This is a genomic window from Lignipirellula cremea, assembly GCF_056501455.1.
Window position 1 is genome coordinate 5,399,771 of record NZ_CM151415.1, and the last position, 21,417, is coordinate 5,421,187.

At 65.7% G+C, this 21,417-nt stretch carries 18 protein-coding genes and 1 pseudogene; 4 read left to right on the top strand and 15 right to left on the bottom strand.

Annotated elements, in window-relative coordinates:
- Window positions 1-15 precede the first annotated feature (15 nt).
- From SH602x_RS21110 to SH602x_RS21140, 7 genes are all read right to left on the bottom strand, one after another.
- Complete coding sequence (locus tag SH602x_RS21110) at window positions 16-1,116, bottom strand: GNAT family N-acetyltransferase (protein WP_479474177.1); 1,101 nt, start codon at window positions 1,114-1,116, stop codon at window positions 16-18.
- Entirely contained in the window at window positions 1,113-2,504 is a 1,392-nt protein-coding gene (locus tag SH602x_RS21115) for an O-antigen ligase family protein (RefSeq protein WP_479474178.1), read from the bottom strand. Before SH602x_RS21115 ends, SH602x_RS21110 begins: the two co-directional genes overlap by 4 nt.
- Window positions 2,501-3,883 carry a lipopolysaccharide biosynthesis protein gene (locus SH602x_RS21120; RefSeq protein WP_479474179.1) on the bottom strand — a complete coding sequence of 461 codons (1,383 nt, stop codon included), beginning with the start codon at window positions 3,881-3,883 and terminating at the stop codon, window positions 2,501-2,503. Before SH602x_RS21120 ends, SH602x_RS21115 begins: the two co-directional genes overlap by 4 nt.
- A 75-nt stretch (window positions 3,884-3,958) precedes the next feature.
- Complete coding sequence (locus SH602x_RS21125; RefSeq protein WP_479474180.1) at window positions 3,959-4,954, bottom strand: polysaccharide deacetylase family protein; 996 nt, start codon at window positions 4,952-4,954, stop codon at window positions 3,959-3,961.
- Between the two features lie 40 nt (window positions 4,955-4,994).
- On the bottom strand, window positions 4,995-6,140 hold the full coding sequence (locus SH602x_RS21130; RefSeq protein WP_479474181.1) for a sugar transferase: 1,146 nt from the start codon (window positions 6,138-6,140) through the stop codon (window positions 4,995-4,997).
- Between the two features lie 34 nt (window positions 6,141-6,174).
- Window positions 6,175-6,864: a P-loop NTPase family protein gene (locus SH602x_RS21135; protein ID WP_479474182.1), complete on the bottom strand. Its 690-nt coding sequence runs from the start codon at window positions 6,862-6,864 to the stop codon at window positions 6,175-6,177.
- A gap of 85 nt (window positions 6,865-6,949) precedes the next feature.
- Complete coding sequence (locus SH602x_RS21140) at window positions 6,950-8,485, bottom strand: GumC family protein (RefSeq protein WP_479474183.1); 1,536 nt, start codon at window positions 8,483-8,485, stop codon at window positions 6,950-6,952.
- A 403-nt stretch (window positions 8,486-8,888) separates the two neighbouring features.
- Between SH602x_RS21140 and SH602x_RS21145 the strand changes: the two genes are divergently transcribed.
- The gene (locus SH602x_RS21145; protein WP_479474184.1) at window positions 8,889-9,755 is read left to right on the top strand and encodes a tetratricopeptide repeat protein; all 867 of its coding nucleotides are present in this window, start codon (window positions 8,889-8,891) and stop codon (window positions 9,753-9,755) included.
- 35 nt (window positions 9,756-9,790) lie between these two features.
- Complete coding sequence (locus SH602x_RS21150) at window positions 9,791-10,771, top strand: aldo/keto reductase (RefSeq protein WP_479474185.1); 981 nt, start codon at window positions 9,791-9,793, stop codon at window positions 10,769-10,771.
- Window positions 10,772-10,794: 23 nt separating this feature from the next.
- On the opposite strand, the gene larC is transcribed toward SH602x_RS21150, so the two are convergent.
- Together larC and tpx are read right to left on the bottom strand one after the other, a co-directional pair.
- A complete protein-coding gene (gene larC / locus SH602x_RS21155; RefSeq protein ID WP_479474186.1) occupies window positions 10,795-12,015 on the bottom strand; it encodes a nickel pincer cofactor biosynthesis protein LarC in 1,221 nt (406 codons plus the stop codon).
- Window positions 12,016-12,410: 395 nt separating this feature from the next.
- A complete protein-coding gene (tpx, locus tag SH602x_RS21160; protein WP_479471118.1) occupies window positions 12,411-12,926 on the bottom strand; it encodes a thiol peroxidase in 516 nt (171 codons plus the stop codon).
- 214 nt (window positions 12,927-13,140) lie between these two features.
- Here tpx and SH602x_RS21165 point away from each other — a divergent pair, with 214 nt between their 5' ends.
- Window positions 13,141-13,734 (top strand): peroxiredoxin, encoded by a 594-nt coding sequence (locus SH602x_RS21165; protein WP_479474187.1) that lies wholly within the window; start codon window positions 13,141-13,143, stop codon window positions 13,732-13,734.
- Window positions 13,735-14,064: 330 nt separating this feature from the next.
- Window positions 14,065-14,736: pseudogene (locus SH602x_RS21170) on the top strand (zinc metallopeptidase).
- Window positions 14,737-14,887: 151 nt separating this feature from the next.
- Here the strand turns inward: SH602x_RS21170 and rplU are convergent.
- The 6 genes from rplU to SH602x_RS21200 all read right to left on the bottom strand — a co-directional run bounded on the left by rplU (window position 14,888) and on the right by SH602x_RS21200 (window position 21,290).
- The gene (gene rplU / locus SH602x_RS21175) at window positions 14,888-15,199 is read right to left on the bottom strand and encodes a 50S ribosomal protein L21 (RefSeq protein WP_479471115.1); all 312 of its coding nucleotides are present in this window, start codon (window positions 15,197-15,199) and stop codon (window positions 14,888-14,890) included.
- Between the two features lie 156 nt (window positions 15,200-15,355).
- Window positions 15,356-16,972, bottom strand: a complete 1,617-nt coding sequence (locus SH602x_RS21180) for an Rne/Rng family ribonuclease (protein WP_479474188.1) — start codon at window positions 16,970-16,972, stop codon at window positions 15,356-15,358.
- An 86-nt stretch (window positions 16,973-17,058) separates the two neighbouring features.
- Window positions 17,059-17,376 carry an HPr family phosphocarrier protein gene (locus SH602x_RS21185; protein WP_479474189.1) on the bottom strand — a complete coding sequence of 106 codons (318 nt, stop codon included), beginning with the start codon at window positions 17,374-17,376 and terminating at the stop codon, window positions 17,059-17,061.
- A 152-nt stretch (window positions 17,377-17,528) separates the two neighbouring features.
- Window positions 17,529-18,005: a PTS sugar transporter subunit IIA gene (locus SH602x_RS21190; RefSeq protein ID WP_479474190.1), complete on the bottom strand. Its 477-nt coding sequence runs from the start codon at window positions 18,003-18,005 to the stop codon at window positions 17,529-17,531.
- Window positions 18,006-18,280: 275 nt separating this feature from the next.
- Window positions 18,281-18,631, bottom strand: coding sequence for a ribosome hibernation-promoting factor, HPF/YfiA family (gene hpf / locus SH602x_RS21195; protein WP_479471111.1), 351 nt, complete (start codon window positions 18,629-18,631; stop codon window positions 18,281-18,283).
- 298 nt (window positions 18,632-18,929) lie between these two features.
- A complete protein-coding gene (locus SH602x_RS21200) occupies window positions 18,930-21,290 on the bottom strand; it encodes a hypothetical protein (RefSeq protein ID WP_479474191.1) in 2,361 nt (786 codons plus the stop codon).
- Window positions 21,291-21,417 lie beyond the last annotated feature (127 nt).

Here is a 21,417-nt window from a genome sequence, read left to right on the forward strand (position 1 = left end):
CCCGTCCACCTCGAATCAGGAGCGAGCGACAGTCCGCTTCAGTCGACGGTAACGGCTGAGCAGGCTCTGGCCCCAGCGGGAAGACCGCACGAAGCCTCGCAGGCCGTACCAACCGCGACGGGCGACGCTGCGGAAGACGCGGCGGTCGACGCCTCCTTCAGCCACCGCGACCGCTCCGGTCATCAGCCGGAGCTTGTACCGCTCGTCGCCCTTGCCGAAGTCGAGACGTCGCATTCCGATCTCTGAGGCGCGGCGAAGCGATTCATGAAACAGCACGCTCCCGGGGGAACTGGCGCTCAGTTCGGGATCGTAGGCCGGAATCCAGGAATGCACGACGTCGCCGCTGCGCAAATAGAAATTCGCCGCGACCGTTCGTCCTCCCACGGACAGGGCCGCGATGCCGCCGGAGAAGCGTTCCTCGTTCGCATGCAGACACCGCTCGAGCAGTTTCGCCGTCCAACTCGTTTCGAACGGATCGAAGGCGCCGGTCTCGACGTACCGGGGTCGCTTCCAGCGGTGAATCAGTTCGGCAGCTTCGGCATCTGCCTGCCAGGTGAATCGGACTTCGCCCTCTCGGGCCAGTCGCCGCTCCATGCGCTCGCTGAACCGAATGACGTCCGATTCGGCGTTTTTCGCCGCGCGATAGGCTTCGTACCCGTCGTCCAGATCCGCGACGGGCGACTCGGCACGCGAGAGAACTCCCTGCTCGAAACCGCGCGATCCGCAGAGCAAATGGTCGAACGCGTAGGCCGAAAGGTTGCACGTCCGAAGCAGGCTCTCGTCCGACCAGACCGCATCGGGCGACGCGAGAACTCCCTGGTAGTCGCTGACGGGCGACCCGATCGGCGACGCGACCCGGCGAGCGTCGACCTGATAGGGAAAGAAGCCGACGGCGACCCCGTCCCGCGCGATCACGCCGATCTCGACGTCGTCGCGCGCTTCCGCGACGAGTCCGGCGAACTCGGGTCTCAGGTAGGGACTGCGGAACGCGGGAAGCGTCTCCTGCAGATCGGCCCAGGCCGCCAGTTCGACCGGGGAGAGATCCTCGAACCGCTTCCGTACGACCTCGACGGAGCCGGCAGCCGCCGACTTTCGGCGACCTGGAAAGAGCGTCACGGCTGCACCTCCGCCACTCGAGACAGCGAAGGCGACGATTCCGCGACTCTCGCGGAAGGCGCGACCGCTTCGCCCCGCCGGAACGCCAGCTGAAACGCCGCGATTCCCAGGGCGGTCGTTTCCAGGCAGGGCCAGACCACGCTCGACTCGGTGAACGCGGTGACGGCGAAGAAGGCCATCAGCGCCAGGAGATAGGCCGCGTAAGGGTCTCCTCGCAACGCCCTACGAAACGCCAGGCCCGCCGCCGTGAGCGCCGACGCGAGGAACAGGAACAGCCCGACGCCGCCCACGCTGAGCAGCATTTCGAAGAAGCTGGAGTGGGCCTCGCGAAATACCCACATCACGTCTGCGGAGATCGTATCGATCCGGTCTTCGGTCCAGAACGCGGCGTAGCCGTAACCTTGCCAGGGTCGCTCCGCGACGTAGTTCGACAGTTCGGTCCAGATCGGGAGGCGTCCCGAGAGCGCTTCGGATTCCTCCTGGCGCCCCATGTACAGCGCCGACTCCGCCTCTGCCGCGAGATCGACGCCCGAGAGCGCCAGCACGAAAACCGCCGCCGCGAGGCTCCAGGCGCCGGCGAAGCCGACGAGAACCTTCGATCGGGCCGAGACCCGAAACAGGAGCAGGATGCCGCATCCCAATATGCAGCCGGCGACGCAGGTTCGGGACTTCGCCAGCAACAGGCCGACGATCGCCGCCGCGAACAGAATCGCCGGCAGCCACTCGCTCCAGCCGTTCGAACGTCCTTCTTCGCGTCGGGCCGACCTTTCGCCGCGATCTCCGTCACGGCGCGACAGCCAGTAGGCGAGCGACGAGATCGCGAGCGTCGCACAGATTCCGCCCTGCGCGTTCGGATGAACGGTGCCGGCGAAACGATACCCGCTCGCCCAGGGTCGAAACGTGCCGAGCGACAGTTCCGCGAACAGACCGATCGCGAGGAAGCTGCCGCAGATCACGAACAGCATCTTGAGCAGGTCGCGGGGCTGCGTTCGGGCGGCGATGCCCCAGGCGCCGATGAAGACGGCGAACAGCACCACAAGCTGCCGACTGGTCGCGCCGCGATCCTCGGTCCAGAGCAGGCTCGCCGCACACCAGCCGACGTAGGCGATCATCAGCCCCAGCAGCGCCGAGTGATGCGGCGCCTGGGCGTTCGACTTGCGAGTCGCGAGAAGGCAGGCGCCGAGCAGGCCGATCGATCCGAGGGCCGCCCCCTTCAGCACGTTGCCGCCCGACGCGACGACGCCGCTGGCGGCCCAGGGCGCCCACTCGTCGTAGCGGGAGACCGTGAAGAAGTGGTCCTTGTAGAAGAACACGGCCGCGAGCCAGGCGGCGACGCCGAGGACGCCTCGCCCGGAAAGCGAATCTCGCGACGATTCGACGAGGTTCATCGCGTTCCCTCCGTCGACAAGGATGCGGGCCCTTCCGACTCGCGCGGATCCGTCGCGGAAGCGCCGGCCTCGGGACGAGACAGCGCGATCAGGAACGCGAGCCACCGCGTCGACGATCCGAAGATCGTTCCGGTCAGGTACGAAGCCGCGGCGCCGGTCGCCCCCCAGGGCTCGATCAGAAGGATCATCGCCACGACGGCAGCGACCAGGTTCACGCAGTCCGACAGGAAGTTGGCGCGCGGGCGATGCATGGCGTACAGGCTCGCCGAGGCGACGATCCCCAGCCCCAGCATCCAGCTATTGCCGAACAGGTACGCGATCGGGCGCCCCACGCCGGGATACTTGCCGGAGAACAGAACCTGCGCAACCGGCTCGGCCAGGAAGATCGCTGCGACAGTCGCTCCGCCGAGACCTACGCCGAAGAGAATCGTCGGCACGACGATCGCCTTCGCCAGTCCGGCCCGGCCTTCGTGCGCGTAAACCTTCGCGAAGTGGGGCCCCAGAAAGTTGCCGAATCCGTTCACGAACAGGTTCGTCACGCCGGCCACGCCGGTCGCCGCGGCGAACTCTCCTGTGACGGCTTCTCCCTTCGCGAAGGCGAGCGCCCACGGCATCAGGAGCAGCGTCGCGCCGTTGCTGACCAGCATCGAGGCGAGCGTCCAGCGACCGAAGACCCAGTTCGTGACCCAGTCGGCTCGCCACTTCGCTGCGGACAGGGAGAAGGGGACATTCTGGATCAAAAACCACAGTCCCGCGCCGGCCGCGCTGGCGATTCCCAGCAGAACCATCGCGTACTGCAGATCGAACGAGCCGAACTCGAAGACCAGGAAGAGCCCCCCCAGCAACAGCGCGGCGGTCGTCGCGTCGACGATCGCGGCCGTTCCGTTCTGGAAGTGGATCATCGCCATCCGCCTCGCCGCGTCGCGGGCGAGGATGAACGGGAAGAGCGCGGCGAGTACGGCGAAGACGCCTTCGTACTCGATCTGCGGGGCCGCCAGATGGACCGCCGCGACGAAGAGAAACAGCGCAAACTGCAGCGCGATCACCAACCCCGCCTGATGCAGCAGGGCGCTTCCGAAATAGGCGGGTCGCTCTTCCAGCGGACGCGCGTGGTAATGCACGCGGTAGGGCGCCAGGATCAGGGCATCCTGCACGAAGTACCCGAGAAGAACGACCGTCATCGCCATCTGCCAGACGCCCAGTTGCTCGGGCGCGGCGTAGTTCGCGATCAGCAGCACAGCGGCGAAGTTCGTCCCGCTGAAGATCGCCTGATCGATGACGGCCAGAATCGACGACCCCGCGCGCGAACTCGCCGCCCGCGATGCCTGCGAGAACAGGCGGCGGAAGCGGTCGATCGGTTCGGCGGGCGCCGTCGTCATGCGGAACTTCGACTGAAGCGATCTGTCGGAACGAGTCCGATCAGCGGAAAGCGGAGGTCGCTGCGATTCGAGATCTCAACCCGACGCCGGCGCTATGGGTCCGAGTCCTGCGCGACGCTTCAGCCAGGTGAACCATCCGTCGATCTTGCCGCCGAGCGTGGCAGGCGTGTCGAAGGGCTTTACGTCGAATCGACCCCATACGAACGGATCCTGACCAGGGACGGCCAGGCGGGGCTCCGTCGACAGCGCACACGTCAATGGAAGCTGGCGCGTCCGCCGAATCAGATCGCCGTTCGTGAAGCCCAGGCTGGCGACGCCGTACGGAAACGAGAACGGCAACGGCGTCTTAGCGCCGAATCGCTTCGTGAGGATCTCGATCGACGTCCTCACGTCCTGCTCGAAGTCGTCCGGACGATTCCGGAAGTCCTGATGCGTATGCGTGTGCGAACCGACTCCGATCAGCGGGTCGGCGACGATCTCGCGCAGTTGCTCGCTCTTCATCGGACGCCAGAGTTCGGCAGCGTCGCTGGCGGGAGCCTGCGCGAAGTCCGCGTCGAACGGGAACGGAGAATCAGAGTCCAGGTAGGCCGTCGCCGGAAAGAGCGTCGCGGGAACCCGCAGCCGGCGCAGGATCGGAAGGGCGTGCGCGTAGAAATTTTCGTAGCCGTCGTCGAAGGTGACGACGAACGATCGCCGCAGATCCGCATCGTCGGCCTTCCCGGCGGCGACGACCGACGACAGCGACCGAGCCCGATAGCCCCGCGCGAGCAGGCCGGACAGTTGCTCCTCGAAGCGAGCCGGGGTGACGTTGTAACTTGCGCTCCTGCCGGGCGCGATCGGGGCGAGGCGGTGGTAAGTCAGCAGGGCGACGCCGGTCTGGCAGGGGCCGAACAGGGTCGACGGAATCGAAGCGAGTCGGGATCCCAGGTCGGCCCGCCAGCGTGCCCGATTCGCCCGACGCTCCCGGTCGAGCACGTCAGGCAGGGAGCGATTCTCCAGCGCTGCGCACCGTCCGTCGCTCGCCGGGAGGGCGACAGGCGAGTTCTGGAGAAGCGAAGCGAAGCGAAACATCGGAAAATCGTCGGAAGGCGCAAAGCGAAGGCGGGGAGCGTCAACGCGAAGCTCGGGCAAGCACGACGTGCGTAAGCGTCCGCATGATCAAACGTAGGTCGACTCCGGGAGTAATGTTCCGCACGTACCGCAAATCGAGCCGCATCCACTCGACGAACGGCACCCGGGCCGTACCGAGCGCCTGCCAATAGCACGTCAGGCCGGGCAGAGCCGCGTGACGACGCTGTTGCCAGTCAGCACACCGGGCCGCTTCGTCCACGGGGAGCGGACGGGGTCCCACGATCGACATCTCGCCGCGGAGGACGTTCCAAAGTTGCGGCAGCTCGTCCACGCAACTCTTCCGCAGAATCGCTCCGATCGGCGTAATCCGCGGATCGTGTTCCAGCTTGAACGCCGGTCCGTCCTGCACGCTGAGCGCCCGGAGAGCCGCCTTCTTGCTCTCCGCGTCGACTGTCATCGTGCGGAACTTGTACATCCGGAACGATTCGCCGCCGCGACCGGTCCGCAGTTGCGTAAAGAAGATCGGGCCCGGCGACGTGAGTCTGATCGCGGCCGCCGCGACGGCCAGTACCGGGGCGAGCGCGAGCAATCCGCATCCGGCCGCCGCGACGTCGAAGATGCGTTTCCAGGCAGGGACCGGCGGCGCGAGTTCGCGGAGGAAGAAGCGTTCTAGATCGGCGGTCTGTCGCGACGTTTCCGCGCTGCGAGTCTTTATCGCGCCGGCGGCGACTGCGTCCGACGCGCGCGACGAAGCAGGCGACGCCTCGCGAGCCTGCGGTTCGTCCGAATCCTCGCTCGCCCATTCAGGATAGACCCGCACCGTCGCGCTGTATCGCCGACCTTCCCTGGCGCTCGCCTTGATGGCTTCTTCGGCGACGTAATGACCTCCCTGCAGGGTCGTGTCGACCAGGAGCGCCGCGACGTCGCGCTGCCAGCGTCCGATCGCGTCGCTCTCCCGCAGCCGACCGCAAAGAAACTCTGCGAGCGCCTGCTCTTCTTCAGCGTGCGGCGGGTCGCGATCGTCTTCCGGTCGAAAGATCAGCAGGCAGAACGGGCTTCCGTTACGGTCCGTGCGCAGACGCTCTCGTTCGACCACGGCGTAAAGCGCCGAGCGATCGGAGAGGAATCTCGCCGGCAACGGCGAGCCTTGCCGGGAGAAGAACGGAATGCGAAAGTTGAAAGCCATAGTCGTTCAGCGGCGCGATGCGTCGCTGCGGGGATCAGCGCCCTGAATCTTGGTTGAAAATGAAGCCCGCGAGCGTCGCTCCCGCGGACCGCAAACGCGCCGCCGTTTCTTCGACGTTCCCTCGTCGACCGCGCGCCGGATCGACCACGAGGACGCAGGCGTCGGCGACCGCAGCCAGCCGCAGAGAAGCCCCCTCCGACCTCACGTCGCCCGAATCGATCAGCGTCAGGTCGTACTCGCCTCGCGCTTCTTCGAGCAACGCGCGGAACGCGTCGATCCCGTCCGCTCCCTGAAGCAATCCTCCGTAGCCGAGCGGCAGCAGATCGAGTCGCCCGAACACGGTGGCATGCACGGACGCCGACGTCGTCGCGTCGCCTCGTAGTCGCTCAGCCAGGCCCGGATTCACGGGCAGGCGAAATCGCAGATGCAACTGAGGCGAACCTTCGCTCGCGTCGATCAGGAGCGTCCTCAGGCGTCGGCGCTGGGCCGCGAAGATGGCCAGATTGGCCGCGGCGGTCGTCGCTCCCTGCCGCGGCTCGGCGCTGACGAGCGCGACGGACCGACCTCGTCCCGGTTGTCGGGCGGACGAAGGGGCGACGCGTTCCAGAAGTTCTCCCAGTCCCCGCTCATAGGCAGCGCGCGTCCGTTCGGCTTCGACCGGATCTCCGGCGACGCGACGACGGCGGAGCAATCCCGCGAGTGAACTGCGTCCGTTCAGGGCCACCTGACGTTCCTCGGCTGTTCGTTCGTAGTTGCGTCGCCCGGGTCGCTCGTCGAGCGAGCACGGCGGGCGCTCAGGTAGGGTCCGTTCAATTCCAGGAAAGTTCGCCGGTCGCCGAGCGCGGCAATCGGCCGAGCGACGGCGCCTGGAGTCGCCGCTCGAGATCGCCGGCGCTTCGCACCGAGTCGTCGAACCGATCGAGCAGCCACGCGGTCGCGACGAAGGAAAGCATCGCGAGGAGGAATCCTGCCCCCAGCACAATGCTGGCTTTCGGACTGACCGGCTTCGGGTCGTAGCTCGCGGGCTGAATCACGTTCACGTTCGACACCCGCTCTTCCGCGAGCGCCTTCTGAATTCGCGCCTGCTCCAGCTTTTCCGCGGCAAGCCGATACGTCGCTTCCAGGACGGCTTTCTCCCGCTCAAGCCGCGCGATTTCCGTCTCTTCGTCGTTCATCTGTCGCAGGCCCGTGAGCAGCTCGCCCTGCTGCGATTCGAGCTTCTCGACCAGCGACGTGAGCGACGCCAGTCGTGCCCGTTCTCCGACCAGCTCTTCTTCCGCCTTCACTCGCGACGGGGGGACGATCTCGCGAATCTGCGTCCGTTCGGGCGCCTGCTTGGAGACCAGAGCTTCCGCTTCGCGGACCTGTTCCAGAACGGCCTGCACGGTCGGGTGCGTGTCCGTGTAGCGCGCCCGTAGATCGCGTTCGCGAATCTCCAGTTCGTACAGGCGATCGCGCATGCGGTCGTAAGCGTCGTTGGAAATGCCGATCGTTCGCTCGGTCTCCACGCGATCGGGCAGGAAGGCCAGTGCATCCTCCAGGGCGGCGATCGAGGCGGTCGAGCCGACGACCTCCGACTGAGCGACGCGCAGTCGATCGGTCAGATCGCTCAGCTGCTTCTCGACGTTCTTCCGCTGCTCGTCGAGCAGCAGCACGCCGGCGTCGTTCTTCTTCTGGATCAGCGCGTCCGACGTCTCGGCGATCCGGGCGGCCAGCTCTTCGGTCTGATTCTCGAAGAATGCGTACGAGCCGCGCGTGGCGTTGACGCGGAGGTGCTCTTCCTGAAACTGCGCCAGGATCGTTTCCACGATTCGCTGGGCCACTTCGGGCGAGGGGGCCGCGCTGCCGACCGAAATGACGGTGGACTTCTTCGGCGTCGAGATGTAGACCGAATCGGCCAGCGCACGGATCGCCTGTTGCCCCCGCTCATCGAACTGCGATTCCGTCGGCCCGTCGGAGACGCTCGGACGATTCTCGACGTCGACCTCGACCCTCGCCGAAAGAGGCTTCTCGCCGAGGACCACTTCGGGCCCGAGCGTTTCCACCGTCCGCTCGAGCATCGCGCGGCTCGTCAGGATCTGCAGGATCGAGTTGATCTCCGTCTCGCGCGATTCGTACAAAGAGATCGTCGGACCGGTGGTCGCCGTCGGGTCGAGCGTGACGCTCGAGGCGCCGACCTTCACGAAGAGAAGCGCCTCGGACTGGTACTTTCGCGGCAGCACGATATAAGCCGCGATCGTCACGCCGATGACCGCGAGTCCGACGAGCGCCGCGGGCCGCCATTGACGGCGGAGCGCCGACAGGAGCTGCCGCAGCAGATCGGAGGTGGAGGGGTCGGAAGTCACGGCCTCGAGGACACGAAAAGGAAGGACAGACGTTTTCGCGGAAGCCGGCGCCGCGCCCGGCGCGATTACGCGATACGCCCAGCGGGATAGGGCGACGAGCCCAGCCCGACAGGGACTTATCTCGCGCGGTGCGGCGCTTCAGAATGCAACTTGATTCAAACAGGCGGGGGGCATCCGTCCGATCGCATCGGACGCTGCAAGGGGGCGGTCCTCGCAGCGCGAGTTCCGGCTTCCTGCTCGATCCAGTCTGATCGGGCGATTCGCGATCGCTACGACGGTCCGCCCCGCAGAGCGTTAAGATCGCTTACGACTCGACCGGTCATACCCGTCGTACGGGTCATGACAGATGCGATAGGCAATGACGGATGCGTCAGCGCGACAGTCGTCGCCAAAAGGAATCGCTATGACAGACTCGCCGTTCATTTTCGACGTCGACGACGCCCGCTTTCAGGCGGACGTGCTGGAACGCTCGAAGCAGGTTCTCACGCTCGTCGACTTCTGGGCCGAGTGGTGCCAGCCCTGTCGCATGCTGGCGCCCATTCTGGAGAAGGTGATCGCGTCGTTCGACGGACGCGTCGTCCTCGCGAAGGCGAATACGGACGAAGCTCCCCAGGCCGCGGGCGCCTTCCGCGTCGACAGCATCCCCGCCGTCTTCGCCCTGCGGGACGGAAAGGTCGTCGATCAGTTCCTCGGCCTGATGCCGGAAGCGGAGTGGATCGAACGTATCGGACGCCTACTGGCGGAAGACGATCTTCGAGACCTGGAGGCGAAGGAGAAGCAGGATCCCGCCGCCGCCGAAGCGGAGTATCGCTCCCGCCTGGAAACGCTCGCCGCCGCCGATCTGCTGCATCCGCGATTGACCGTCGGACTGGCCAGGACGCTCGCGGCCTCCGGCGACGAGTCGAAACGCGACGAGGCGCTGCGCATCGTCGAGGAACTGGAACAGCGCGGCTTTCTGGAGCCGGAAGCCGAACGGGTCAAGGCGTCGCTCAGCCTGTCCGAAGGCGGCCACGTCGACCTGCAGGCGACCCGACAGGCACATGAGACGCGCCCCGAGGATCCCGCCGCCGCGCTCGCCTGGGGAGAAGCCTGCGCGTCGCAGGGCGACTACCCGGCTGCTCTCGCCGCGCTCCTGACCGTCGTAGAGAACGATTCGGGCGCGCTTCGCGACTCCGCGAAGTCGCGGATGGTCGAGATCTTTCGCGTGCTGCCTGACGATTCCGACCTGACGCGGGACTATCGTCGGCGGCTGTCGCTCGCGCTGTACTAACAGACTGCTGCTCACGTCGCCCTGGAGTTTTTCGTATGCAGTACGTCTCCCTCGGTCGCACCGGCGTGCAGGTCTCGCGGATCTGCCTGGGATGCATGAGCTTCGGTTCGAAATCCTGGCGTCCCTGGGTGCTGGAACAATCGGAGGCGCTGCCGTTCTTCCGCAAGGCGGTCGACGCGGGGATCAATTTTTTCGATACGGCGAATATCTACTCGCTGGGCGAAAGCGAGCGGATCCTCGGCCGCGCGATCAAGGAGTACCTGAAGCCCGAGGAGGCCGTCGTCGCGACGAAGGTCTTCTACGCCATGTCCGACCGGCCCAACATGCAGGGCCTGTCGCGGAAGCATGTCGTCCAGGCGTGCGAGGCCAGCCTGAAGCGGCTCGGCCTGGAGACGATCGATCTCTACCAGATCCATCGCTTCGACCCGCACACGCCGATGGAAGAGATCCTGGCGGGGCTCGACTCGCTGGTGCAGAGCGGCAAGGTCCGCTACCTGGGCGCGAGTTCCATGCCGGCCTGGCGCTTCTGCCAGATGCTGGAGCGAGCTCGCGGGGCAGGGCAGTCGCCGTTCGTTTCGATGCAGAACCACTACAACCTCCTCTTCCGCGAGGAGGAGCGGGAGATGCTGCCCCTGTGCGAGGACCAGCGGATCGCCGTGCTCCCCTGGTCGCCGCTCGCCCGCGGCAGGCTCGCGCGCACGGTCGACGATCCCGCGGACGTCACCGCGACCCCGCGCGCAGGCTCCGACGACTTCGCGGCCAAACTCTACGGCAGGCCCTCGGATAAGGAGATCGTCGGGCGGGTTCGGGAGGTCGCAACCGCTCGCGGAGTTTCGCCCGCGCAGATCGCGACCGCATGGCTGCTCTCGAAGCGTGTCGTGACGAGTCCCATCATCGGCACGACGAAGCAGTCGCACCTCGATGACGCCGTCGCCGCCGTCAGTCTCGTCCTGACGTCGGAAGAGACCGCGAAACTGGAGGCGCCGTACGAGGCGCATCCCGGAACGGGTTACTGAGCCGTCACCCGCTCGCCGTCCGCTTATTCGCCCGCGGAGTTCGGCGGCGAGAGCGTCGCCCCGGTTCGATAGGCCGCGTGCGCCGCGACCTGCACATCGTCCAAGGAGACGCCCAGTTCGCGCGCGACGCGGACGCACTCGTCGTATTCAGGCGAGAACAGATGCTTGCCTTCCGGTGTCGTCGCGACCTTTCCCCCGACCGGACCGTACGGCGTCACGACGACATGCGCCGTTCGCGGCAGCACGCGGCGTCGGACGCGACTTTCGCGAACGCCTAGCGTACCGATCTCGGCGAACAGAATATTCCCCAGCGCCTCCGCCTTGTCCGGACGGCAGATGACGGTCACCAGCGAGCCGGGCCGCTGCTTCTTCATGAGAAGCGGCGTCAGATAGACGTCCAGGGCCCCCGCCTCGAACAGTCGCATCTGGCAGTAGCCCAGACGCTCGCCCGTGACGCTGTCGACGTCCGTTTCGAGCACGACGACCTGCTCCGTGCGCGAGTCCTCCGCCGCGCTCGTTTTCGCTTCCGCCGCGTGGCCGACGACGATCCGCAGCACGTTGGGCCGATCTTCCAGTTCCCGGCTGCCGGCGCCGTACCCGACGGCGTCGATCGTCATCGTCGGCAGGGGACCGTACTCGCTCGCCAGCGTCGACAGAATCGCCGCGCCGGTCGGAGTCGCGAGTTCGAAGGGAACGTCGCTGGCCGCGATCGGAACTCCGCGAAGGAGTTCGACCGTCGCGGGGGCGGGAACGTTGACGCGTCCGTGAGCGATCTCGATCGATCCCGAACCGACCGTCACCGGCGAAGCGACGGCGCCTTCGAGGCCGAGCAGATCCCAGGCGATCGCCGTTCCGACGACGTCGGCGATCGAGTCGACCGCGCCCACTTCGTGAAAGTGAACCTTCTCGATCGTGGAGCCGTGGACCTTCGCCTCGGCTTCCGCCAGCCGGCGAAAGATGCGATGCGCGAGATCCTTCTGCCGATCCGACAGCGTCGAACCGTCGATCATCGCGGCGATGTGGTGCAGGTGCCGGTGCTTGTGCTCCGGAGTCGCGTCGACGTGCAGCTTCGTCGCACGGAACCCGTGACGCTTGACCGTTTCGATCCGCAGGCGGCAGTCGGGCAGCTTCAGCGAGTCGAGCTGTTCCTGGATCGCCTCGAGCGGCGCCCCCAGGTCGATCAGCGCCCCGAGCGTCATGTCGCCGCTGATGCCGCTGCCGCAGTCGAAGTAAGCGATCTTCATAGCCGATCCTGAGTGTTCCCGCGTTCCGTCGAACGATTGGGATCAGGATAACGCGCTTCGCATCGCGAGAATGCCCGACGGCGGAGTCGCCAGCGAGCGGAGGGCGTCAGCCCTCCGTGTCCCCGGCGTTCATGTCGACGCGAGCGCACGAAAAAAGCCGCGACGAGCAAGCTCGTCGCGGCTGCGAGGTTCGGCGATGGCAGCGAGCGGGGCTGCTGGGAGAACGGCGCTGCTCGACGCGCTTCTGCGCAGTCTTTGGTGAGCAGGGCCGACCCGGTATTTTTTGATCCCTCGGCCGTGTGGTCGAACTTCGCATCAAGCCCGAAGGCTGACGCTAGGCATATCGACGCGTCCCGACCCGGGCATCAGTTTTCGCTCGCCGCTTTTCGAATTTCTCACTTCGTGGCCGCGAGGGCGGCGGAATAATCAGGCTCCGCGGAAACTTCGGAAACGTATTCGACGTGGGCCAGCTTGCCGTCCGGCTTCACGACGAAGACCGCGCGGGCCATGATCCCTTCGAGCGGGCCGCCTGCGATCTTCACGCCGTAGTCGCTGGCGAACTTGCCCTTCCGGAAGTCCGACAGCGCCACGACGTTCTCCACGCCCTCGGCTCCGCACCAGCGCTTCTGGGCGAAGGGGAGGTCCATGCTCACGACCGCGGCGACGAGGTCGCTCCGGCCCGCGACCTGCTCGTTGAACTTCTTCGTTTCCAGGCTGCACGTCGACGTATCGAGCGACGGCACCGCGATCAGCAGGAGCGTCTTGCCCGCGTAGTTCTGCCGGGTGACGTTCCCCAGCCCCGTGTCGATCAGTTCGAAATCGGGCGCGGCGTCGCCGACCTTCAGCTCCTTGCCGGCCAGATCGATCGGGTTTCCCTTGAACTTCACTGCGCCGGATCGGACGTCGCTCATCGTCAGCCTCGAGTGCTTGCGGGAAGGCAGGGGGCGAAGGCGGACGCAGGCCCTCGGCCCGGTCCGAAACCCCCGTTTCGGCTGGGGAGTCTACCTACTTGTCCGCCCTCCGGAAAGCGGCGTAAGATCGTTCGCATGATGACATTCCAGCGAAACGGGAGCGCTTCCGCTTTCGCTTCGGTCGCCTGACAGTTCGTTCCCCTTGAGGAATCGCATGAGCCAGTTGGTCACCAAGCCTGCACCGGACTTTTCCTGCACCGCGGTGATGGAAGACGGAACCTTCAAGCAGGTCCAGCTCTCCGACTACCGCGGCAAGTACGTCCTGCTGTTCTTCTATCCGCTCGACTTCACGTTCGTCTGCCCGACGGAAATCATCGCGTTCTCCGATCGGAACGACGATTTCCAGAAGCTCGGCGTGCAGGTAATCGGCGCCTCGATCGACAGCGAATTTTCCCACTTCGCGTGGCGTAACCAGGCTCGCGACCAGGGCGGCATCGGCCAGATCAAGTATCCGCTGCTGGCCGACCTGTCGAAGAAGATCGCCCAGGATTACGGCGTTCTGCTCGAAGGGGGCGTCGCTCTCCGCGGGCTGTTCCTGATCGACCGCGAAGGCGTCGTCCGGCACATGGTCGTCAACGACCTGCCGCTGGGCCGCAGCGTCGACGAAGCCCTGCGCATGGTGAAGGCGCTGCAGTTCTTCGAGGAAAACGGCGAAGTCTGCCCCGCCGACTGGAAGGAAGGCTCGGCCACCATCAAGCCCAGCATCGAAGGCAGCAAGGAATACTTCAGCGCCGCGAACAAGCATTGATTAGCTGTCGCTGAGCCGGATCGTCCAACGGCGCCGCTCCTGTCTCGGGAGCGGCGCTTTTTCGTGCGCGAAGGGTCCGTCGCTTGTCGCGCGGGTTGTCGAACTGAAGAATTACCCCGTCGGGAGCCGCTCCCCCCTTCCGGTCCGGTTTTTGCTCATAATGTTCACGCCGGCCCGGCATGTCGAAGCGGCATGCCCCGAACGACAGGGCCGGCTTCTTTCGGCCGCTCGCCGACTCCGCGGGGCGGTCGACTCTTCAAGGAACTGTTTCAGCAGATGAACTTTCTCGCGCAACTCGCGGCGCCCGACGGTCTGGTCCTCGGGTTCATGATGTTCGACCTGTGGTACTTCGTGTTTCTGGCGCCCGCGCTGCTCCTGTCGTTCATCGCCCAGATGTGGATCAGCAGCGCCTATTCCCGCGGAAGCAAAATCGCCGTCCGAATGTCGGGCGCCGAAGCGGCGCGCATGATCCTCGATCGCGCGGGCCTGCATAGCGTGGAGATCGAGCCGGTCAGCGGCCACCTGAGCGACCACTACGATCCGCGACACAAGGTCCTGCGACTGAGCCAGGGCGTCTACGCCGCACGAAACGCCTCCGCCGTCGGCATCGCCGCCCACGAAGCCGGCCACGCGCTGCAGGACGCCCATCGATACCTGCCGCTGGTCGTGCGAAACCTGGCCGTTCCGCTCGCCGGCCTCGGCAGCAACTTCGGCATCCTGCTGCTGATCGTGGGGCTGATCTTCTCGATCCAGCCGCTGCTCTAGGCGGGCATCGCTCTATTCAGTTGCGTCGTCTTCTTCCAACTCGTGAACCTGCCGGTCGAATTCAACGCCAGCAACCGGGCCAAGGCGCTCCTGTACGAGTACGGCATCGTGGGCAGCCACGAGTTGGGCTACGTCAACAGCGTGCTGAACGCGGCGGCCCTGACATACGTGGCGGCGACTCTGCAATCGCTCCTGACCCTGCTGTACTACGTCATGCGGGCGAGCGATCGGCGGTAGTCGCCTACCTCGACCGGCCATCTTTAAATGCTGAAAGCCGCCCCGGAGATTACTCCGGGGCGGCTTTCGTTGATTCAGGTCATCGGATCACGAGCGATGCCGACGTAAACGAAGCCGAACTTCTTCGAAGCTCGACTGGTCGCCGGACGGATCAGACGCTGATGGCGTCGATGCGGACCTTGGTGTAGGTCTGGCGATGGCCGGTCTTGCGGCGGTAGTTCTTGCGGCGGCGGAACTTCTGGATGACCAGCTTCTCGCCCCGGATTTCGCCCATGATGGTTCCGGTCACCTTGGCGCCGGCGACGATGGGGGCGCCGATCGAGATGCTCTCGCCGTCTGAAACCAGCAGAACGCGATCGAATTCGATCGCCGTCTCCGGTTCGACTTCGCGGAAGTCCATCTTCACGATCTGACCAGTCTCGACTTTGTACTGGCGGCCGTCGGCGTCGATGATGGCGTACATGGTTACGCAGAGCGCGGGAGGCGCGGAAAGTTGGAACGAAGCGCCAGCGGCGCAGAACGCTTGCAAAACAGGAAACCGCGGATTTTACGGCGCCGCCCCCGAGTCGTCGAGGGCGGCCGTCCGTTTTTGTAGGGCAGAAGCCCCTGCGACGATAACTCAGATCTTCATCGGCAGCACGGCGCCCGCGGCGTCGCGACAGTCGAGCTCCAGGTGTTCCGGATAGAGCGCGTCGCTCCCCAGCACCTGGACGCTGATCTTGTTCTCCTCCTCGAGGAGGGCCAGTTCCTTCCGCTTCTTGTTGTTCAGGTAAGCGGCGACGTCGACGTTCACCCGCACGGTGATCCGCACGATGCCGGGCTTCTGACCCGCCAGCATCAGCAGCCGGACGACCTCGATCGCCATGCTCTCCGGCGTTTTCACGACGCCGCGTCCCTTGCAGCAGGGGCAGTCGGCGTAGACGCTCCGCTTCAGGCTCGGGCGGATGCGCTGCCGGGTCATTTCGATCAGGCCGAACGGCGAGATCCGCGCGGTCTTCGTCCTAGCCCGGTCGCGCTTGAGCGCATCTCGGAAGACCTTCTCGACCCCCCGGCGATGCTTCTCCCGCCGCATGTCGATGAAGTCGTTGACGATCACGCCGCCCAGATCGCGCAGACGAAGCTGCCGCGTGATCTCCTTCGCGGCGGCCACGTTGAGCTGGTACGCCGACTCTTCCGCCGAATCGTCGGTCCGGAAGCTGCCGCTGTTGACGTCGATGGCGACCAGCGCCTCGGTCTGATCGATGACGATCGATCCCCCCTTGGGGAGCGGCACGGTCCGCTGGTAGATCTTCCCGATCTCCTCTTCGACGCGGTACTTATGGAACAGGGGCTCCTTCCCTTCGTACAGGTGCAGCGATTCGACCTGCTTGGGGAGCACCATCCGCAGGAAGTCCTGCGCCCGATCGAAAGCGGCCTTCTCGTCGATGTAGATCGCGTCGATCTCGGCGCTCATGATGTCCCGGATGGTCCGGGTGATCATGTCGCTTTCCTCGTAGATGTCGCACGGCCCCTCGGTCTTCTTGACCCGGCGGACGATCGCCTTCCAGAGCCTCAGCAGGTACGAGAGATCCCGCGAGAGATCCCGCTTGGTCCGCTCGGCGCCGGCGGTCCGGACGATGAAGCCGAGCCCCTTGGGAGGCTGCAACTCCAGCATCATGTCGCGGAGCTTGCGGCGTTCGTCGTCGTCTTCGATCTTGCGCGAGACGCCGACGCGGCCCAGCGCGGGCATCAGGACGAGATAACGCCCCGGGATGGAGATATAGGTCGAGAGGGTCGGACCCTTCGTGCCGATCCCTTCCTTGATGACCTGCACGAGGACTTCGTCGCCCCGCTTGAAGATCTCCTGGATCGGCGGCTTGATGCGGGGGCGAATCCCCGGTCGCGGCGGACGGCGCTGATTCGGCTTCTTCTCGACGCCGGATTCGTCGACCTCGTCCGCTTCGAAGCGTTGGCCCCAGCCCTGGCTGAGAAGCTCCTCCGGGTCGTAGCCGCCCTGGCGGAAGTACTGGGCTTCGACGTCGCTGATGTGGAGAAAGCCGTTGCGACCGACGCCGAAATCGACGAACGCCGCCTGGATGCTGGGCTCCAGGTTGACGATCCGTCCCTTGTAGATGTTTCCGACGTAATTGTCCTGACTGGCTCTCTCGACGTAGAGCTCTTCGAGGATTCCGTCCTCGATGATCGCGATCCGGCATTCTTCCGGCTGCGATACGTTGATCAAGATTTCCTTCTTCATGGCGGTTCCTACGCTGGTTGCGGGGAACGCCGGGTCGCTCTTCAGATTCGAGTGGAGGGAAGAGACGTCGCTTCGGAGTCGAACGATCAGAGATCGGAAGGGGCCGAACCGCCGGGGGCGGGTTCCGGGCCGTCGCGAAATCCGTTTTCGATGAGCGCGGCGAGGGCGTCGACCGCTTCCTCGGCCTGACGGCCCGACGCGCGGAGAACGAGTTCCGTTCCCTGAGCGGCGGCGAGCATCATCAGGTTCAGCACGCTGCTGGCTTCGTACGCCTCGCCGTCCTTTTCAAGGAAGACTTCGGCGTCGTACTTCAGCGCTAGCTTCGATACGAGGTAGGAGGGGCGAAGGTGCATCCCCTCCGGATTAGCGATCGTCACGCGACGCGTCGCGGTGAGCGCTGTCATCGGCCGTCCGTTTCGGAAGTTTCGTTCCCCGACGTCGCTCGTCGGCCGGAAAAGAAGGCAGCGTGCGAATCGACCCAAGCGGCGATTCCCAGCGAGCCGTCGTTCCTGCCTGGCGAACCTCTCGGAGAAGGCGAGCGAAACCGGCGTCGGTATCAGGAAACGAATTGATTGTTGTCGGCTTCTTCCAGCAGTTGCTGGATCTCGTCGACCGTCTTGGACTGCTTCAGGAAGCGACAGAACGTCTCGTCGCGAAGCTGACGCGACACGTTCTCCAGCGCCCTCAGGTGATCGCCGGGGCGATCGGGCGGAGAAACGAGCAGAAAGAACAGCGAGACCTTGCCGTTGTCGAGGCTGGCGAAGTCGACGCCGGCCTGGCTGACGCCGACCGTGCCGACCAGCCGATCGACGCTCGGATGCTTGGTGTGGGGAACGGCGACGCCGCGGCCGATGCCGGTGCTGCCCAGTTCTTCCCGCTTCATGATCGCCTGGAAGATGCTCTCCTGATCGGCTTCCTTGATCTGGCCCGCTTCGACCAGACCGCTGACCAGTTCGCGAATGACGGTCGGCTTATCCGTCGCGGCGAGTTCCGCACGAATCGCCTTGACCTCGATGAAGTCGGAAAATTTCATGACCCGTGTTCCTCGTCGGGGATGGACGCTCAGGGGCGTCTACGGAACGGTTGATTGTTTTCGCGACTCACGTCGCCGCCCGTTCGAGGCGCCGAAAGGCCGGCGTTCGTCGATCCGAAACGGAGATGGTCCGTCGCGCGGGAATGAAGGTTCGCCCGGCGGAATCGTCCGAACGACGCGTGCGGTCGTTCGTCAGCGGCTCGCCGGGCCGCATGTTCGTTTCGAGGTCAGGCAAGACGCCGCATGGACGCGAGATCGCGGTCCGGCGACGCGTCTCAGCCCTGCGCGCCTTCCTCCGCCGCGGGATCAGGCAGATGCTTGAGCGCGGTGGCGTGATGGTCGCGGGACTTGTCCTTGTACCGGCGGAGCTGCTCGCGAACCTTGTCCAGCACGGAGTCGAGCGCCGCAGCGACGCTCGGGGCCTCCGCGACGGCGACGAAATCCTCGGTATGCTCGGCCGTTGCGCGTATTTCGACGGAAGGCGAGAGTTCGCGTGCCAGATCGACCGTCACGTAGAGCGCGGTGATGCGATCGTAATACTTCGGAAGGGTTTGCGCCTTCTCGATCACCCGATCGTGCGCGTCAGCGCTCAGTTCGCCGTGACGGACTGCGATGTTTACCTGCACTTCGCACGCTCTCCTAATGGAGCGGATTCGTCGTAAGGCGACCCGAAGGCGGCCTCGCTCCTATCCCGGAAAAGAACGAACTTCCGATCATAGGCCGTTTGCCGCATGCCCGAAATAGGCGTCCCGGAAAAATAGCGTCGCCGCTCCCCTTAGGGGGAGATCGGGCAGCATTAGCGGAGTGTGACGCGGCCGTGCGGCGCCGCCGACCTCTCGAAGCGTCGGCGAAACCCTCCGAAAGAGGTAGGCGTTCGCCTTGCCCCCTCCGGCCAGTTCGCCGTTCGCTGACGGTATCGAACCGTCAGCGAGAGGCGTCAGCGCCCTCGGCGGCATCCGCTTCCCCTCCCGCAGTCGGCGGAGGCGGCGCATCGCTCTCCTCGAAGATCGACGGCAGGGCCCCCCTGGTCGCGGGCTCCTCCACGGGCGGCGTTCCTTCATTGCCTGCGGCGTCGCCAGGAGCCTCCGGCGTCGATGCGTCGAGCGGGGCCGGATTCTCTCCCGCAGGCACGGCGGGCCCCGCGCCTGCCGCCGCCTCCGCTGCGGAAACGGGCGGATTCAGGTAGCGAACGCCGCCCGCCGCCAGCATATTCTGCCAGCGAATCAGCGCGGACCGACGACTGTTGGCTGCGACTTCCGGGCGGTACTGGTGGCTGATTCCCGTGATTTCCCGGAGGTTCTCGATCGCCAGAACGCGGAGGGCAAGTTCCGAACGATCCAGATTCGCGACCAGTTCCGCATCGGCGCCCGCGGCAAGATCCTCCGGGGAATATCCGAGGAGCATCGACCAGACGTTGTCCGCCGCATCGGGGAACTTGTTCTCGACGATCGTCCGCAACGCGGCGGCAGACTCCGGTGAGACCGAGAGATCCCGGCGGATGGCGCGAAGCGTGTCGCGCCAGTCAGACTTCTGCTCCGGATCGTCGAAGCTCTGCAACGCGGGATCGAAGTACGCCAGCGAGCAGAGCGCCCATGACGCGATCGCTTGCACTTCCTCTTTCCGGGCGGAGACGACGATCTCCGTCAGCGAAAGCTTGAGCGGCTGATCCTGCTTCAGCGCGCCCAGAATTTCCGTCACGGCGCGCTCTTCGAGCGGCTCCCGCACTTCGCCTTCGACCCAGCTCGGCGCCGCGGGGCCAGTCGGCGCCGTCTCCACGATCGCCGGCGAAGCGGAGGTCGGCTCGACCGCGGCAGGCGGGATCGCAGAGATCCCGACTCCCTCGGTCCATAGCATCGGTTCGTTGACCCGGAGGGGCAGGGGGGTCGCGGGAGCGCCGAGCGTCGCCTTCCCCTTGATCAGGCACCACTCCGCCACGTGCGGCGATGCGACTTTCAGCGGATCGTCGCCGGGAAAGCGATCGATCGACACGCGAATCGCGAGATCCGTACCCGGCTCTTCGAACTGAATCGTTTCGACATGTCCGTTCAACCGCACCGACAGACCGACCGGCTGATCGGCGACGATTCGCACGAGGCCCTGTTCGAGCCGCAGCGTCAGCGTGCCGTCGCCGCTCTTTCCTTGGAAGCCCCAGTGCGAATCGCCCAGGAACCGGAAATGGAACGGCGACGCGTAGACTGCCGATTCGAACAGCGGGAACGTGACGTAGGACTCGCCGGTCATGATCGGTCCGTCGACCGGCACCCGCGATGCATCGACGTTCTGCGCGTCGACGATCGCGACGAGGTTGGGAACGTCGGGGACGTTCGGGACCGTGCCGATCGCTGCCGGAGCGACGGCCAGCGAGGGCGGCGCGACCGTCGTCGGCGCGGGAGGCGCGGCGTCCTCGACCATCACGCCTTCCGGCACATCGCCCGGCGCGGGAGCGTCCGCACCCGAAAGCCCCTCTCCGGGCGACTCTGGCGGCGGAACCGTTCCTTCCGTCGGAGCGTCGCCGTCCCCGATGGGCGGCGTCCGCTCGATCGGAATCACGATCGTGGCGTCGTTCTCGTTCTCGCCAGCCACAGCGTCGGCGTCGCCGTTCTCCTTCGCAGGAAGAATCGCGGGGCCAGGACCGTCGCTCTCTACGACGGGAACGTCGGAACCTTGCCGATCGGCGTCGTTCTGGCCGACCTGCTCGCTGTCGCCGTCGAACCCGCCGAGCAGGTACGTCCCGCCGGCCAGCAGGACGAGCGTGATCGAAAGCGAAAGCGCCCCCACGAGGACGTAATACCAGGCTCCATGCGAGCCGCCGTTATCCGGAACCGGCGTCGAGGCTGCCGTCGCGACGGCAGCGGGCCGAACGAAGTCCGCATCGGCATGAGGCTGACCTTCGTTGATGTCCAGATCCTGCAAGGCGTACAGACGCTGCCGGAGTTCGTGCGGCGACTGCAGCGGCTTGCCCAGGATCTGGCTGAGAATCTGGTGGCACGCCGCGACCTCGGCCAGTTGCATGTCGGATTCGATGCAGATCTTCTCGATCTCCGCCGTCTTCTCGGACCGCAGACGGTTGTCGAGGTATTCGGCGACGCTGTTCGGATCGCCCCCCGTTCCGCGACCGTGCAGCGACGGCGCTCCCAGGCGGACGCGCTGCTGCACCTCGCGAATGCGCGCGATGAGTTGCTGCGCCGGTTCGCTCTGGCGGATCTTCTGTTCCAGTTCGTCCGCCTGCTCCGCCGGCAGGTTGGAATCGAGATACGCCAGCAGCGTACGAAGGGTCAGACGCATGACGCAGACTCCGTCAGTAGAAGCACGCGGAACGCCCGAAACCGCAGCAGCCGACTGCGCTCCGAAGCGTCGCTCTACCTTCGTTAGTGGGGCGCGGGGCGGGTTTTCGTACGTCGGCTCGCCGAAA

Excerpts from the sequence above, each read along its gene's own strand:
- SH602x_RS21145 (WP_479474184.1), top strand. The coding sequence starts at position 8,889 with ATGACAGACTCGCCGTTCATTTTCGACGTCGACGACGCCCGCTTTCAG.
- SH602x_RS21180 (WP_479474188.1), bottom strand. The coding sequence starts at position 16,972 with ATGAAGAAGGAAATCTTGATCAACGTATCGCAGCCGGAAGAATGCCGG.
- SH602x_RS21120 (WP_479474179.1), bottom strand. The coding sequence starts at position 3,883 with ATGACGACGGCGCCCGCCGAACCGATCGACCGCTTCCGCCGCCTGTTC.
- rplU (WP_479471115.1), bottom strand. The coding sequence starts at position 15,199 with ATGTACGCCATCATCGACGCCGACGGCCGCCAGTACAAAGTCGAGACT.
- tpx (WP_479471118.1), bottom strand. The coding sequence starts at position 12,926 with ATGAGCGACGTCCGATCCGGCGCAGTGAAGTTCAAGGGAAACCCGATC.
- SH602x_RS21125 (WP_479474180.1), bottom strand. The coding sequence starts at position 4,954 with ATGTTTCGCTTCGCTTCGCTTCTCCAGAACTCGCCTGTCGCCCTCCCG.
- SH602x_RS21190 (WP_479474190.1), bottom strand. The coding sequence starts at position 18,005 with ATGAAATTTTCCGACTTCATCGAGGTCAAGGCGATTCGTGCGGAACTC.
- larC (WP_479474186.1), bottom strand. The coding sequence starts at position 12,015 with ATGAAGATCGCTTACTTCGACTGCGGCAGCGGCATCAGCGGCGACATG.
- SH602x_RS21130 (WP_479474181.1), bottom strand. The coding sequence starts at position 6,140 with ATGGCTTTCAACTTTCGCATTCCGTTCTTCTCCCGGCAAGGCTCGCCG.
- SH602x_RS21115 (WP_479474178.1), bottom strand. The coding sequence starts at position 2,504 with ATGAACCTCGTCGAATCGTCGCGAGATTCGCTTTCCGGGCGAGGCGTC.
- SH602x_RS21200 (WP_479474191.1), bottom strand. The coding sequence starts at position 21,290 with ATGCGTCTGACCCTTCGTACGCTGCTGGCGTATCTCGATTCCAACCTG.
- SH602x_RS21185 (WP_479474189.1), bottom strand. The coding sequence starts at position 17,376 with ATGACAGCGCTCACCGCGACGCGTCGCGTGACGATCGCTAATCCGGAG.
- SH602x_RS21165 (WP_479474187.1), top strand. The coding sequence starts at position 13,141 with ATGAGCCAGTTGGTCACCAAGCCTGCACCGGACTTTTCCTGCACCGCG.
- SH602x_RS21150 (WP_479474185.1), top strand. The coding sequence starts at position 9,791 with ATGCAGTACGTCTCCCTCGGTCGCACCGGCGTGCAGGTCTCGCGGATC.